The organism is Hyunsoonleella flava (assembly GCF_004310325.1).
In the GTDB taxonomy this organism is placed as follows: Bacteria; Bacteroidota; Bacteroidia; order Flavobacteriales; family Flavobacteriaceae; genus Jejuia; species Jejuia flava.
Genome location: NZ_SIRT01000009.1, coordinates 122,260 through 137,233, shown reverse-complemented (window position 1 = coordinate 137,233; position 14,974 = coordinate 122,260). Strand labels below are relative to the sequence as shown.

Below are 14,974 nucleotides of genomic sequence, written 5' to 3'. Positions count from 1 at the left end.
TTAGAATTAAACATTACACCATGAAAAAAATTAATTGGCAATATGCTTTGGGTGAAATACTGATCGTAATTATCGGGATTTCTATTGCGTTTAGTATGAATAAATGCGCTGAAAACACAAAAAACAACAAATTAAAACAGCAGTATTTAACAAGCATAAAAAATGATCTTGAAATTGATAAAGCGTCACTGGAAAATAATTTAGAGGAATTGGATGGAAAAATTGGAACGTTGCAAAAAGTGTTGCCGCTATTCAATGCAAATGATCCAAAAAAGAAAAAGGGTATTCGTCAGATTTTTGGGATTATGCAATTGACAGATTTTAATCCGAAAGACATCACATATCAATCCATGATTAATTCGGGAGATTTTAGTTTAATTGAAGATTTTCAACTAAAAACTGCCATAGAAACACATTATTCTGACTATAAAACAATCCTAAAAGATTATGAACGACAGGAGATTATCCATAAGGAATATGTTGGCGACTACTTTATCCACAATATGGATTTTGATGCAATGCAAAAGGGAGGATTGGGATTTGAAGATGAAAAACTATTAAAAAACATTCTACAAAGTATGAGGGGCTCTTTTATGTTTAAAAAACAGGCCAGTGAACGTGGCATAAAAAGCTGCGATAGCTTAATCAATTTGATTTCCACCAAATTAACTACCCCTTAAAACCTTCTCCATCTTACGCCCTCTTGCCAACTCATCAATTAACTTATCGAGGTAGCGGCATTTTTTAGTTAATTCATTGTCGATTTCCTCAATTCTGTAGCCACAAATCACACCTTTTATAAGTTCGGCATTAGGATTTAGTTCTGCTTCATCAAAAAACTCTTCAAAGGTTACCTTTCGGTCTATCATCTCTTGTATTTTGGTGCTATCAAACCCTGTTAACCATTCAATTACTGTATGTAATTCTTCCTTTGTTCTACCTTTTTTCTCAACTTTAGTAACGTAGTGCGGATAGACTGAAAAAAATTTCATTGTCCTGATACGTTCGTTGTGTTCTGGTGTATTTTTCATATTTTAAAGGATAAGTAATATCTAATTATACCATACTGCATAGCCTTTTCGTCGCAATTCCAAGGCAAGCGTTTCTTCCTTTTTTAACGCTTCAACTCTGGACGACAAAGCATCTATGTGATTATATAAACTTGGTCTTAAATAAGAACCGTATTTTTCAACAATATTAGACGATAGCTTATGCCCTTTTTTATTTCTATACCCAGTTTTATGCTGAAGAAATCGCTCTTTAGGCGTTTTACTGGTCATACCAACATATAAACATTCTAACACACCATTGAATTGAGGGTTAGCTGCTCTAAATTTAGCGTTTTCTGTAAAAACACGTTTTTTTAGTTCAATAACATAAATGCTGTATTCAGTTTTGGGCATTACTACAAAAGGTAAGCTTTGTTAGGATTTATCTTTTTCCTCTTCGTGTGCTTCTTTTATATCCTCGTCGCGATATTTACAGCAATCGTGTACCGTTGCGTAGGCTTCTTCAGTTGCTTTTTCATCTTTTACATCGTGTCCTACTGCCAATATTTGTTTCTTTATGGTTGTGGTATCCGTTTTTCGTTCATCAAAAATGAGCTTTAACTCGTGCGTATCCACGTTCCAATCGGCCCATTTTACACCTTTAGTATTAAGACAAGCTTTTTCAATACGAGCTTTACACATACCACAAATACCATCTACTTCCATAGAGGCTTTGGCATTTTTGTTTTGCGCGAAGGTTAATGTTGTTGTTAGCATTAAAGCTATAATTATAATTTTTTTCATGGTTTTTATTTTTGTTGACACTGTAAAAGTAGAAATCCACTTTTTAGTATCAGCTTTTAATTTAATAGATTCCTGTCTTCGCAGGAATGACAAATTTTTTTAATCTATTCTAAATCTCAATCCTGTATAATACAAACTACCAAAAATGGGGCCATACACAAAAGTAGAATCAAAATTCGCACCAAAAGGGTTATCTGCTCCTAAAACAGGATTAGGCTGTCTTACATTGGTGATATTTTCTCCACCTAAATATACTTCAAATTTAGGAGAAAGAACTTTAGTTATTTGCGTATTTAGGGTAGCAACCGCTGGCGTACGCTCTGGTAGTTGAAATTGTACAGGGTTACTTACCGTCGATGAAAATCGCTGCTGGCTCAACCTATTAAATGTTGCATCAAACTTCCAGTGACTGCCATTATCCTTAACTGCCGTTTCATACCCTACGTTAGCAAATACACGATGTCTAGGCGTTAATGGACGCTCCAGTCTTCCAGAATTATAATCGGTTTTTACATCATAAAACTTGTAGGCTAATCTTAAATCAAAGCCTTCAAAAGCGTTATAATTTAGTTCGGCTTGAAAACTATTCGCAAAACTTTTTCCGTCTAGATTATAAAAATTAATTTCCTGTGGGTTTTCCCAATCTACAACTACCTGATTTGTAAAATCTGTTTTATAAAAATCGAACGTTATATCCGCCTTTCTGCCAAAGAGATTAAATCCTTGTAAATAGGATACGCCGTAATTCCATGCAATTTCTGGGTCTAAACCATAAATATTGCCTCCTGAACTTAAAATATTAATCCGTCTTGAGGTAGAAAACATTTGTTGATTCTCAGTGAAAATATTGGCACTACGCTTACCTCTTCCAAAAGAAGCCCGAAAAGCCGATTTACTCCATGGCGAATACCTAAGATGCAGGCGCGGTGTAATAAATGTACCCAACAAATTATGACGGTCTATACGGATACCTGCGGTAAGGTTAAACAGTTCTAAATTATTGTAATTGTACTCAAAAAAACCTCCAACTGAGTTTTCAGTGCGTTCAAAGTCTGTTGTATTCACCAATTCGTCATAATGGTCGTACGTATAGCTAAGTCCTGTTTTTATTTTATGACGAGAATCGCTAATGATTGAATTATAAATAGCATTGGCGTAAAGACTATTATGTTCAATATCATAAACATTCAATCCAAAATAAGAAGCTTGCTTATGCCCACTAAACGCCGCCTGTACCCCTAAACTCTGCCAAGGCACTTCTGGATTTACGTAACCAAATTTTGCAGAAACTTCATAACGTTGGGTATCAATTTCATTACCCCATGCATTTGTAGTTAACTTATCAGTATCAGGGTTAAAATTTAATTCCCCACTTTGCTTTTCATCATTTAAAAACTTCAAATTAATAAAGCTTACAAACCCTTTTTGGGTATCTACATATTGCCAGCGGTTCATAACATTGATTTGATTAAATAACGGCATATCCATAAATCCGTCGTTATTTACATCATGTTTTTTTTGATGTGTATTACCGTGTATGTACAATCCTGTATGCCATCGGTTATTCACTTTTGTGTTGATGTGCGCATTTAGTTCTAGACGCTCACTGGTTGCACCATATAAATTCACAAACAATTTGTCGTCTGTAGATGGTTTTACCAATTCGGTGTTAATTTGTCCTGCAATACTTTCAAAACCATTTACTACGCTTCCTGCGCCTTTGGTAATTTGAATACTTTCCACCCAAGTTCCGGGAATAAAACTCAATCCGTAGGCTTGAGAAGCACCCCGAACGGATGGAATATTTTCTGTAGCGATTAAAATGTACGGACTGGTAAGCCCCAACATTTTTATCTGTCTTGTACCAGAAATGGCATCGGCAAAATTTACATCGATGGACGGATTGGTTTCAAAACTTTCAGAGAGGTTACAGCACGCCGCTTTTAAAAGCTCATCACTACTTACGGTCATTACATTTTCCGCTTTTAAATATGATTTTGCTGTGGTTTGCTTTCTAGAGGTTACAACCACCTCATCCAAACCATCACTAGGTTTTAATTTATGACGTATAAACTTTGGTGTGTTTATAGTAAGCGTATCGGTTTTATAACCCACATAACTTACTATTAGCTTTTTATATGAGGGTTGGTAAGCAATGGTAAAACTACCATCAACATCTGTTACAGTGCCCACTTGGGTATTTAGCCAATACACGTTTGCCCCGGCTATCCCCATGTTATTATCGTCAATATTGTCCTCAATAATTTTACCTGAAATAGTTTCTTGTGAAAATCCAAGAAATGGTAGTAACAGTATAATATATTTAAGATATTTCATTAGGCATACCATTTAATTAGCATAAACACCGCCATCACAATCATAATGCTATTTTCAATAAACGTGGCTTTGGTCATTGGTAACTTTAAAGCCGTTCCTAAGCAAGCACATTGAATCGCTTTTTTTTGCAGTAAAGTTCTTGTAACCCCAATGGTAGTTAGGCCTAGAATAATGAGTGTTACAATCAATGCAATAGGAATTTGAAAGCGCATTAAAAACATAAGCCCAAGTGCGACTTCTATAAACGGATATATCCACGCGTAAATTGGAACTACTTTTGCTACAGGATCGTACATTCTAAAAGATGCTGGAAAGCCCTTTAAATCCAAAAGTTTAAAAAAGCTAAAGACTATATAGAAGAGCCCCATAAAATCGAGCATAAACCCATCAATATCCAAAGGTTTGGTATTCAGTAATACCGATGTTATAATGATATAAGCAAAAATTAAAAACAATGGGAATAGTTGTTTTAACTCTGATGTCTCAACAGTTTGAATGTCTGCTGTACTTGCAAAAACATTCTTTTCTAAAATAGTATATTTATTTGGAAGTGCATTTTGCAGTGTTTCTATTGAAATATGCTGAGACATTTCAACAGTAGCCTCTGCAGCCTCCAAGCTTACCGAAGCATGTTTAACTTCTGGAAGTGCATTTAGCTTGTCTTCTACTGAAGCTCTGCAACCATTACAGGTCATGCCTGTAACTGTATATGTATGTTTCATTTTGATGTATTTGATTTGATCAATTTTCTAATTAGTGAGATTCTGAAACAAGTTCAGAATAGCAGAATTACTTAAAAATCAAATCAAAAACACTTGGTCTAACACTTGAATATCACAGACCAAATTGGGTGGAGCATAATTTTTATGTGGAATAGTTTCTTTTGGTAAATCTTGGAAACCATTGATATATGCATATGTTATGACAGCCAAAAATTGTAGCTGTTTTAAGTCTAAATCTTCAAATGATGATAATTTTAGTTCGTTTTGTCCTTCGACGACGTCAACCTCATCATCGCAACACGGTTTTGGTTTCTCTGGGCCATCCATTTCCATACCACAGGTCTTGGCTTCAGAAAAAATAGCAACATCCACTAGAGTATCGCCGCAGTAATGCTTTTCAACGGTGAAAGACAGTGTTGAAAATAGCACCAGCAATGCAAGGCTAAATGAACATAATTTATGTATTCCGTTCTTCATTACGTTACAAAATTACAAAAATTACATTTGAAGCGTCACTATTTATAAAATGATTAACAGCTGTAGCTTTGGCAAGTAGACACTAAACTATAAGGATAGCACAGGCGTTTGCTGATAAGCGCATTAGGGATTGCAGCGGCATCCTTTTTGTGAAACTTTAACATACTAAACCTTAATAAAAAGCCTACTACTGTTTGGGCACGAAATCCTGAAACGTACTCGGGAATGCTTCACAAAAAGATATAGCGGAAAGCCCGACCACGCCCCTAGGCGTGGGAATGCCCAAAAAACTAATTCCCTTTTATTTTGTGATAGTAAAACGCAGGTAATAGCAGAATTAAAAGTAGTGGCTGAATTAAAAACCTACGGATATTGAAAAACAGATAATACTCTTCTTGCCTTGGGTTAGACACGAAATATAAAAAGAGTAGCATTAAAATAACAAAGGCGATGGCGTAAATAATACTCGAAAACTTCACAATATTGATGTCTTTAAATACGGTGTAAAGAATTCCCAGAGAAATTATAGTGTTTAAAACATATCTTAATGATGTAAAGCATATTAATTTAACGACTTCTCGCCTAGGGCTGTCGAGATACAGGTAATCATTTTGAAAAAAGGTTAAATAAGGATCGTAAAATAGGTCGTCTTCAAAAAACCGAATTAAAACCAGCAATCCCACCAATGTTATTAGTAATATATATTTTAATGGCTTAGGCATGGTTTTGGTTTAATTTAGAACATCTGTTTACCCAAAATACCCAAAGTAAAAATACCGTGCCATAAATAATGGCAGGAAAAATTACGGTGTGCAGTACATCTTGATATTCGGGATAATGATATAATCCCATCGCCAAAAATACAATTCTGAAAAGATTGATAGTGTAAATTAGCACACTACCAGCAAAAATAAACAGGAGCGTGGTTTTGAGTTTTCCTGAAAATGCCACAACAAACGACAGAAACAAAATAATAACACTAATGGAATTGCAGCCTTCTATTACCCTTGCTAAATAGTTTCCGTTTACCAAAAGCTTCATGGAAGCCTCTTTGGGATGCGATACTACTTGGGTGTTATAGCCAAATGTGGTTAGTACCGCCTCACATTGTTTGGCTACCAAATTCGTGAAATAATCGGGATAATATTGAGAGCCATCCGAAAACTGCAAATAAAACTTGTAACCTACGGTAAGCGTAATGTATACCAACAAAAACGTAAGGATAAATTTTATAACCGACTTGTATTTTACAAATAGTGCTTTCAAGTATTGCTGAAAATGAATACCGAAATTACACCTTTTTAAATACTTTTGCCAAAACTTTTGAAATCATGTCTTTTGAAACTCTAAAACCACAAGTTGAAACTATTGTTGCCAATACCCAAAAAAGTGTTAATAACCGCTTATTAGACATTTGTGAATTATTGGAAACCAATGTGGATTATTACAATTGGGTTGGTTTTTATTTTAGAAATGGAGATAAGGAAGAGTTAATTTTAGGACCTTATGTTGGTGCACCAACAGACCACAATATCATCCCTTTTGGAAAAGGTATTTGTGGGCAGGTTGCGGTGAGTAATGAAAATTTTGTGGTGCCTGATGTTTCAGCTCAGGATAATTATATCGCTTGTAGTATTACTGTAAAATCTGAAATTGTAATTCCCATTTTTGTGAATGGCAAAAACGTAGGGCAAATAGATATTGACTCTAATACTCCTGATCCTTTTACTGAGGCTGATGAACGGTTTTTGGAGTTTGTTTGTGCTAAAGTGTCTAAGATACTTTCTTAAAATTCGTTGTTAACAACTTCTTGTTTTCGTTAAAAAAACACGTTCTTTTTGAATAATTCTATCTTCATTTTTTGAGTTAAATAACTACTTTTGCGTTTTACTAAAAAAAGTATCAATTTTTAACTTAAAACTAATCTGGAATTCTCTGAACATAGGCTTTAGAATTTCACAACACAATAACGATGAGCAACAAAAAAACCATTAAGTCTGCATTAATTTCTGTATTTAGTAAAGACGGTTTAGAACCTATTGTAAAAGAACTTGATAGACAAGGCGTAACCATTTACTCTACTGGAGGCACTGAAAAATTCATCAACGATTTAGGCGTTAATGTTGTTCCTGTTGAGGATGTTACCTCTTACCCTTCCATTTTAGGTGGACGCGTAAAAACGCTACACCCTAAAGTTTTTGGTGGTATTTTAAACCGACAAAATCATGATGGCGATGTTGCTGAATTGGTAGAATATGACATTCCGCAAATTGATGTTGTAATTGTTGATTTATATCCTTTTGAAAAAACTGTTGCTTCTGGTGCCAGTAACCAAGATATTATTGAAAAAATCGATATTGGTGGTATTTCATTAATTAGAGCCGCTGCTAAAAATTATGCTGATGTTATTTGCGTGTCATCAGTTACTGATTATGCCGAATTTTTGGAATTGATTTCAGCTAATAACGGATCAATTTCTGAAGAAGACCGTAAACGTTTTGCTGGTAAAGCTTTTAATGTATCATCGCATTATGACACAGCTATCTTTAATTATTTTAATCAAAACAATGAAGAAACGGTTTTAAAACTAAGTGAAACTAATGGTAAAGTTTTACGATATGGAGAAAACCCCCATCAAAAAGGATTTTTCTTTGGAGATTTTGACGAACTATTTACAAAACTTCATGGTAAAGAATTAAGCTATAACAACCTTTTAGATGTTGATGCGGCAGTAAATTTGATGTTAGAGTTTAAAAATGATGCGCCTACATTCGCCATTTTAAAGCATAACAACGCATGTGGTTTAGCGCAACGCGATACTTTACACCAGGCGTATATTGATGCACTAGCTGGTGATCCAGTTTCGGCTTTTGGAGGTGTATTGATTAGCAATACAGAAATTGATGCTGCTACTGCTGAGGAAATTCACAAATTATTTTGCGAAGTAGTGATTGCACCTTCTTTTTCTACCGAAGCTCTAGAAATTCTTAAAGGCAAAAAGAATCGTATTCTATTGCAGATACATGATATAGATATGCCGAAAACCAATGTGAGAAGTTGTTTAAACGGCGTCTTAGTACAAGACAGAAATGATGTTACGGATACCGCAGAAGATTTGAAAACGGTGACTAATATTACACCTACAGATGCACAAATAGAAGACTTACTATTTGCTTCCAAAATATGTAAACACACCAAATCCAACACAATCGTTTTGGCAAAAAATAAACAATTGTGCGCAAGTGGTACAGGGCAAACCAGTCGTGTTGATGCTTTGCAACAAGCTATTCATAAAGCTGGCTCATTCAATTTTGATTTAAACGGTGCGGTGATGGCTAGTGATGCGTTTTTTCCATTCCCAGATTGTGTAGAGATAGCAGATAAGGCAGGCATCAATGCTGTGATTCAACCAGGTGGTTCTATTAAGGACCAATTGAGTATCGATTACTGTAATGAAAATGAAATTGCCATGGTGATGACGGGCACACGCCATTTTAAGCATTAAATTGAAGCCCTCCTAACCCCCCAAAAAGGGGAGGAATGCATACTCTTGTGCAAAAGACCTGTGAGGTTTTATCTTAAAAACTTGGGAGTACCCCCTACCTAGAGGGATTGGGGGTGGATTAAGAGCAAGAGTGGCGCGTTAGGGATTGAGGCATTTGTTGAAGCTCCCCGACGTAGGAGGTAGCGACTGCCGAAAGCCCGACCCCTTGTGGGTAACGCCCAAAATTGTAAATTGAAAAGTCTAAACATCGACAAATAACGTATAATTCTAAATCTCGTTGGTTTTAATTCTATTTTGAAGCCCCTAAAATCTCATATATTTATGAAGTTTTATTACATTTACGGGATTCGTTTTTTAACCAACAAAAATTATTGATAGCACATGGGATTTTTTGACTTCCTAACCGAAGATATAGCCATAGATTTAGGTACTGCAAACACATTAATTATTCATAACGACAAGGTTGTTGTTGATGCGCCTTCCATTGTTGCTCGGGATAGGGTTTCGGGAAAAATTATTGCTGTTGGTCAGGAAGCCAGTTTGATGCAAGGAAAAACCCATGAAAACATTAAAACCATTCGTCCTTTAAAAGATGGTGTAATTGCAGACTTTGATGCTTCAGAGCAGATGATTAGTATGTTTATCAAAAACATTCCTGCGCTTAAAAAGAAGTTTTTTACACCTGCGCTGCGTATGGTAATTTGTATTCCGTCGGGGATTACCGAAGTGGAAATGCGTGCTGTAAAAGAAAGTGCGGAGCGCGTAAATGGTAAAGAAGTGTATTTGATTCATGAGCCGATGGCTGCGGCTATTGGTATTGGAGTGGATATTATGCAACCTAAAGGAAATATGGTGGTAGATATAGGTGGAGGAACTACCGAAATCGCTGTAATTGCTTTAGGCGGAATTGTGTGTGACAAATCTGTAAAAATTGCGGGGGACGTATTTACGAATGACATTGTTTATTATATGAGAACGCAGCACAACCTTTATGTAGGTGAACGTACTGCGGAGAAAATAAAAATACAAATTGGTGCTGCAACTGAAGATTTAGAATTACCACCAGAAGATATGAGTGTTCAAGGACGTGATTTACTTACTGGAAAACCAAAACAGGTATCTATTTCTTTTAGAGAAATCGCAAAAGCATTGGATAAATCTATTTTGCGAATAGAGGACGCGGTAATGGAAACTCTAGGGCAAACACCTCCGGAATTAGCAGCAGACATTTATAACACTGGAATTTACTTAGCTGGTGGAGGATCGATGTTGCGAGGTTTAGACAAACGTCTATCACAAAAAACAGATTTACCTGTTTACATTGCTGAAGACCCTTTGCGTGCTGTTGTGAGAGGTACGGGTATCACACTTAAAAACTTACCTAAATACAAAAGTGTATTGATAAAATAGGGCATCAACAGGCCGAACACCTATTAAACCTCAAAATAATGCATATAAATTGTTTCTTTTTTGCTTATTCTTCGTTTAAAAATTTAACCGTAACTAAGGCTATGCTTAATTTTTTTGCCTCGACTAATCAAAAAATAACTCAATTTATTTATACATCATTCTGAAATTCAATAGGTATAACCCATGCAACAAATTATTAATTTTATAATAAGGAACAAAAACTTTTTGTTGTTTGTGTTGCTCTTTGGTATCGCCCTTATTTTCACAATTCAGTCCCATTCCTATCATAAAAGTAAGTTTGTTAATTCTGCTAATTTTTTAAGTGGAGGCGTATATAATTCGGTAAATAATGTGAGTTCTTATTTTAATTTAAAAACTCAAAACGAATTATTGGCAGCCGAAAATAAACGGTTGAACGAACTATTATTTAATACTAAAATTGACACAAATGCTATTGTATTAGATAGTACATCTGGTTTAAATTACAAATACACTACGGCCAATGTTATCCGTAATAGTTATAATCTGTCAGATAACTTTTTGCTGATTAACAAAGGGATTAATGATAGTATTCATCAAGATTTTGGTGTAATCTCTTCATTAGGTCTGGTAGGTATAATAGATAATGTTTCAAATAATTACGCTACTGTAATTTCAATTTTAAATTCCAAAAGTAGTATTAGTGTAAAGCTTAAAAAATCAGGACATATTGGTTCATTAACTTGGAACGGAAATTCACCAAACATCATTCAATTGACCGATGTTGAAAAAATTGCCCCAGTTTCGGAAGGTGATACCATTGTAACCTCAGGGCAATCTTCAATTTTCCCAAAAAACATTCCTGTCGGTACAGTTATAAATCTAAAACTTGATGCTACCGAAAATTTCTATGAAATAGATGTAAAATTGTTTAATGACATGACAAATCTTGAGCATGTTTATATTATAGAAAACACTGAAAAACAAGAAATTGAAATATTGCTAGAAAACACCAATGAATAGTATTATTACAGCACATAGCATTAGATTTGTGTTACTTGTTTTATTTCAGGTGATATTGTTTAACCACATCAACTTTCTGGGTTACATCAATCCGTACATCTATATCATTTTTATCATTTTCTTTCCTATAAAAAATAACCGATTGTTATTTATTTTTCTAAGTTTTTTAATAGGACTCACAGTGGATATGTTTTCAGATTCAGGAGGTATCCACGCGGCAGCTTCCGTTTTTATTGCCTACACCAGACCTGTGTTTTTAAAATTCGCATTTGGTACCATGTATGAGCACAACAACGTAAAGTTTAACAATAACGATTTTGGTGCAAAACTTGTTTACATAGCACTATTAACGGTATTACACCATATCATCTTATTTTCTCTGGAAATATTTAGCATTTCAAGAATACTAATGGTGTTTCAAAAAACGTTATTCTCGGGTATATTTACTATATTAATGATTACATTGGTTTCAATCATTTTTAGTCGAAAACATTAATGAGGCAGTTTTTACTTTTCTTTTTGGTCATTTTATGTGGCTTTACCTTTATTGGCAGATTGTTTTATCTTCAGATTTACAAGGGAGGATCAGATAATTTATACGATGATAATGCCATTAGAAAGGTTTGGAACTATCCCAAACGAGGTTTCGTATATGACCGAAATGGGCAGCTTTTAGTAGGTAACCAGCCTTCGTATGATGTGATGGTAATTCCGCGTGAAGTAGGAGATTTTGATATGGACGAATTTTGTAAGCTTTTGAAAATATCACGAGAAACCTATGATAAAAAGTTAGAGCGTGCCCGTCGCTATTCACCAAGATTAGCCTCTCCATTTGTTCCTCAACTCTCAAAAGAGGATTATGCTGTTCTGCAAGAAAAAATGCGAAAATTCGATGGGTTCTATATTCAAAAAAGACCTTTGAGAAAATACGAAACTACCATTGGAGCCAATGTACTAGGTGATATAGGTGAGGTTAATAATAGAGACATTAAGAACGACCCCTATTATCAAATGGGTGACTTAAAAGGCAAAAATGGCATAGAGGCCTCTTATGAAAAAACGCTTCGGGGTGTAAAGGGTATTAAATTTATTCAAAAAGATAGATTTAATAGAGATATTGGTCCGCACAAGAATGGAAAGTTTGATATTATTCCAGAACAAGGTAAGGACATTACCATTACTATTGATGCCAATTTACAGGCCTATGGCGAATTACTTATGGAAAATAAGCGCGGTGGCGTTATAGCTATTGAACCTGCTACGGGGGAAATTTTGTCAATGGTTGCAGCACCTACTTACGACCCAAATATCTTAGTAGGTAGGGAACGTTCAAAAAATTTCACTAAGCTTTTAAAAGATGACATTGCAAATCCTCTATTTAATAGAAGTATTCAAGGCGTTTATGAACCTGGGTCACCTTTTAAATTGATGAATGCCTTGATAGGCTTACAAGAAGATGTGATCACCCCTGAAGAAAAGATAACCTGTTATGCAGGTTACAAATATGGCAATAGGTTTATGAAGTGCCATTGCTATCGTGGAAGACGTAATAACATGATTACTGGTATACAAGAATCCTGCAATGCCTATTTTGCAACTACGTATAGACGAATTTTAGATAAAACTGGAGATGCTTCCGAAGGCATTGACACTTGGAGTAAACATGCAAAAAGTTTTGGACTTGGTAATTTTTTAAACAATGATTTATATGTAGGGCAAAAAGGACGTATCCCTGATAGGGCTTACTACAAACGCATCTACCCCAAAACATTTTATTCTACCTATACTATTTCAAACGCTATAGGACAAGGCGAAGTAGCTACCACCCCAATTCAGCTAGCTAATATGGTATGCGCCATTGCCAATAGAGGGCATTACTTTACACCTCATGTTATAAAACATATTAAAGGTGAAACACTACCTGAAAATTTTACCAAACCAAAATATACGACGATTGACAAGCAACATTTTGAGCCTGTAATTGAGGGTATGCATGCCGTTTATAAAAATGGAACCGCTAAGTTCTTAAATGTAAAAGACATAGAAATCTGTGGAAAAACAGGAACAGTTGAAAATTTTATTAAAATTGATAGTGTCAGGACCCAGCTTACAGATCATTCCATCTTTGTAGCTTTTGCACCTAAAGAAAACCCAAAGATTGCCATTGCAGTTTTTGTCGAAAATGGTTATTGGGGAAGTAGGTTTGCTGGAAAAGTTGCGAGCTTAATGATTGAAAAACACATCAAAGGCTATATTACCAGAAAAGATATGGAAGAGTGGCTTCTAAAACATTCTTTAGAAAATGAATATGCAAAACCATACACAGGCGAACCTTTTAATATAAATGGTAAAACCCAATTACAAATTGTTGAAGAAGCTGAATATTATCGCTTAAAACAGAAGTTAAATCAACTTAATACTACCAGCAACTGATGGTAAGAGAAACTAACCGATACTTTAAATTTGATTGGGTAACTATCATACTTTTTTTACTTTTGGTGGCTTTTGGTTGGCTTAATATTCTATCAGCATCACATACTGGGACAGAAATTGACTATTTTGATTTCTCACAGCCGTTTGCTAAACAGATCATTTTTATTTTCTTAACGCTCATACTTATAATACTTCTCCTCGCCCTCGATGCAAAATTTTATGAACGGTTTTCTAGCGTATTTTACATCCTATCCATGCTATCATTGGTTGGACTTTTTATTTTTGGTAAAAACGTAAACGGAGCTACATCTTGGTATGCCATTGGAAGCTTTACTATTCAACCCAGTGAATTTGCAAAAGCAGCTACAGCTCTAGCCGTGGCAAAATATATAAGTGATTTAAATACTGATATTAAAACATTAAAAGATCAGCTCAGAACTTTTATGATTATATTAATTCCAGCACTTTTGGTTTTACTGCAAAATGATACAGGAAGTACCGTAGTATACGGTGCGTTCTTTTTTGTGTTATACCGTGAAGGCCTACCAAAAATTTATCTTATTATTGGCTTTTTAGTCGTTTTACTTTCAATACTTGCGCTAAAGTTTGGAGCTATTAGCACCACAATTGCGGCTATTCTAGCTGTGATTTTACTTCATTTTTTTAGAAAGCGTAAATATCCTATTTTACAAAGTATTTTTATTATTACCGTAAGTGCCGCTCTAAGTTTTGGAGTGCAATTTTTTTATGAAAGTATCCTAAAGCCACACCAGCAAGATCGTATTAGTTTATGGCTAGGTTTAGAAAAAGACCCTGAAAAGTTAGAGGAAATGAAACGCACATTTGCCTATAACCTTAACGAATCTGAAAAAGCGATTAGCTCAGGTGGTTTTACCGGCAAAGGCTTTTTAGAAGGAACTAGAACTACTGGGAAATTTGTACCAGAACAACATACTGACTATATTTTTAGTACCGTTGGTGAAGAGTGGGGCTTTCTAGGCACCACGCTTGTTGTCATTCTTTTTGTTTTACTCATTTTAAGAATACTACATTTAGCTGAACTTCAAAAATCCCAATTCAGTCGTGCTTATGGGTACGGTGTAGCAGCCATTATTTTTATGCACTTTATGATTAACATCGGTATGGTTATGGGTTTAATCCCTACCATTGGTATTCCGCTGCCAATGTTTAGTTACGGCGGGTCAGGTTTATGGGCATTTACCATTTTACTCTTTATTTTTATTAAATTAGATTCTAACCGCATCAACGAATGGTAGTAGATAATTGGTGCTTGA

The 14,974-nt window shown here is 35.0% G+C and carries 16 protein-coding genes; 8 read left to right on the top strand and 8 right to left on the bottom strand.

The annotated features are described in order from the left end of the window. Positions 1–20: 20 nt before the first annotated feature. A complete protein-coding gene (locus EYD45_RS11405; RefSeq protein WP_130964677.1) occupies positions 21–680 on the top strand; it encodes a DUF6090 family protein in 660 nt (219 codons plus the stop codon). On the opposite strand, the gene EYD45_RS11400 is transcribed toward EYD45_RS11405, so the two are convergent. From EYD45_RS11400 to xrtF, 8 genes are all read right to left on the bottom strand, one after another. Beyond that, positions 666–1,031 (bottom strand): DUF2200 domain-containing protein, encoded by a 366-nt coding sequence (locus EYD45_RS11400; RefSeq protein WP_130964676.1) that lies wholly within the window; start codon positions 1,029–1,031, stop codon positions 666–668. The two genes, EYD45_RS11405 and EYD45_RS11400, sit on opposite strands and share 15 nt — an antisense overlap. A gap of 21 nt (positions 1,032–1,052) precedes the next feature. Beyond that, positions 1,053–1,403, bottom strand: coding sequence for a ribose-5-phosphate isomerase (locus EYD45_RS11395; RefSeq protein ID WP_130964675.1), 351 nt, complete (start codon positions 1,401–1,403; stop codon positions 1,053–1,055). A gap of 21 nt (positions 1,404–1,424) precedes the next feature. Continuing rightward, entirely contained in the window at positions 1,425–1,793 is a 369-nt protein-coding gene (locus tag EYD45_RS11390; RefSeq protein WP_130964674.1) for a heavy-metal-associated domain-containing protein, read from the bottom strand. 99 nt (positions 1,794–1,892) lie between these two features. Continuing rightward, positions 1,893–4,130 carry a TonB-dependent receptor gene (locus EYD45_RS11385; RefSeq protein ID WP_130964673.1) on the bottom strand — a complete coding sequence of 746 codons (2,238 nt, stop codon included), beginning with the start codon at positions 4,128–4,130 and terminating at the stop codon, positions 1,893–1,895. Beyond that, the gene (locus EYD45_RS11380) at positions 4,130–4,852 is read right to left on the bottom strand and encodes a heavy-metal-associated domain-containing protein (protein WP_130964672.1); all 723 of its coding nucleotides are present in this window, start codon (positions 4,850–4,852) and stop codon (positions 4,130–4,132) included. Before EYD45_RS11380 ends, EYD45_RS11385 begins: the two co-directional genes overlap by 1 nt. A 78-nt stretch (positions 4,853–4,930) precedes the next feature. Continuing rightward, positions 4,931–5,329, bottom strand: a complete 399-nt coding sequence (locus EYD45_RS11375) for an HYC_CC_PP family protein (RefSeq protein ID WP_130964671.1) — start codon at positions 5,327–5,329, stop codon at positions 4,931–4,933. A gap of 290 nt (positions 5,330–5,619) precedes the next feature. Further along, entirely contained in the window at positions 5,620–6,051 is a 432-nt protein-coding gene (locus EYD45_RS11370; protein WP_130964670.1) for an exosortase F system-associated membrane protein, read from the bottom strand. Continuing rightward, entirely contained in the window at positions 6,044–6,595 is a 552-nt protein-coding gene (gene xrtF / locus EYD45_RS11365) for an exosortase family protein XrtF (protein WP_130964669.1), read from the bottom strand. The genes EYD45_RS11370 and xrtF overlap by 8 nt, the downstream gene beginning before the upstream one ends. Before the next feature lie 65 nt (positions 6,596–6,660). Here xrtF and EYD45_RS11360 point away from each other — a divergent pair, with 65 nt between their 5' ends. The 7 genes from EYD45_RS11360 (at position 6,661) to rodA (ending at position 14,956) form a co-directional block, all read left to right on the top strand. Next, positions 6,661–7,119 (top strand): GAF domain-containing protein, encoded by a 459-nt coding sequence (locus EYD45_RS11360; RefSeq protein WP_130964718.1) that lies wholly within the window; start codon positions 6,661–6,663, stop codon positions 7,117–7,119. Between the two features lie 182 nt (positions 7,120–7,301). After that, entirely contained in the window at positions 7,302–8,834 is a 1,533-nt protein-coding gene (gene purH / locus EYD45_RS11355; RefSeq protein ID WP_130964668.1) for a bifunctional phosphoribosylaminoimidazolecarboxamide formyltransferase/IMP cyclohydrolase, read from the top strand. A 381-nt stretch (positions 8,835–9,215) separates the two neighbouring features. Further along, positions 9,216–10,244, top strand: coding sequence for a rod shape-determining protein (locus EYD45_RS11350; protein ID WP_045372438.1), 1,029 nt, complete (start codon positions 9,216–9,218; stop codon positions 10,242–10,244). 183 nt (positions 10,245–10,427) lie between these two features. Beyond that, complete coding sequence (mreC, locus tag EYD45_RS11345; RefSeq protein WP_130964667.1) at positions 10,428–11,246, top strand: rod shape-determining protein MreC; 819 nt, start codon at positions 10,428–10,430, stop codon at positions 11,244–11,246. Then, positions 11,239–11,742 carry a rod shape-determining protein MreD gene (locus tag EYD45_RS11340; RefSeq protein ID WP_130964666.1) on the top strand — a complete coding sequence of 168 codons (504 nt, stop codon included), beginning with the start codon at positions 11,239–11,241 and terminating at the stop codon, positions 11,740–11,742. Before mreC ends, EYD45_RS11340 begins: the two co-directional genes overlap by 8 nt. Further along, a complete protein-coding gene (gene mrdA / locus EYD45_RS11335; protein WP_130964665.1) occupies positions 11,742–13,679 on the top strand; it encodes a penicillin-binding protein 2 in 1,938 nt (645 codons plus the stop codon). The genes EYD45_RS11340 and mrdA overlap by 1 nt, the downstream gene beginning before the upstream one ends. Continuing rightward, positions 13,679–14,956: a rod shape-determining protein RodA gene (gene rodA / locus EYD45_RS11330; protein ID WP_130964664.1), complete on the top strand. Its 1,278-nt coding sequence runs from the start codon at positions 13,679–13,681 to the stop codon at positions 14,954–14,956. The genes mrdA and rodA overlap by 1 nt, the downstream gene beginning before the upstream one ends. Positions 14,957–14,974 lie beyond the last annotated feature (18 nt).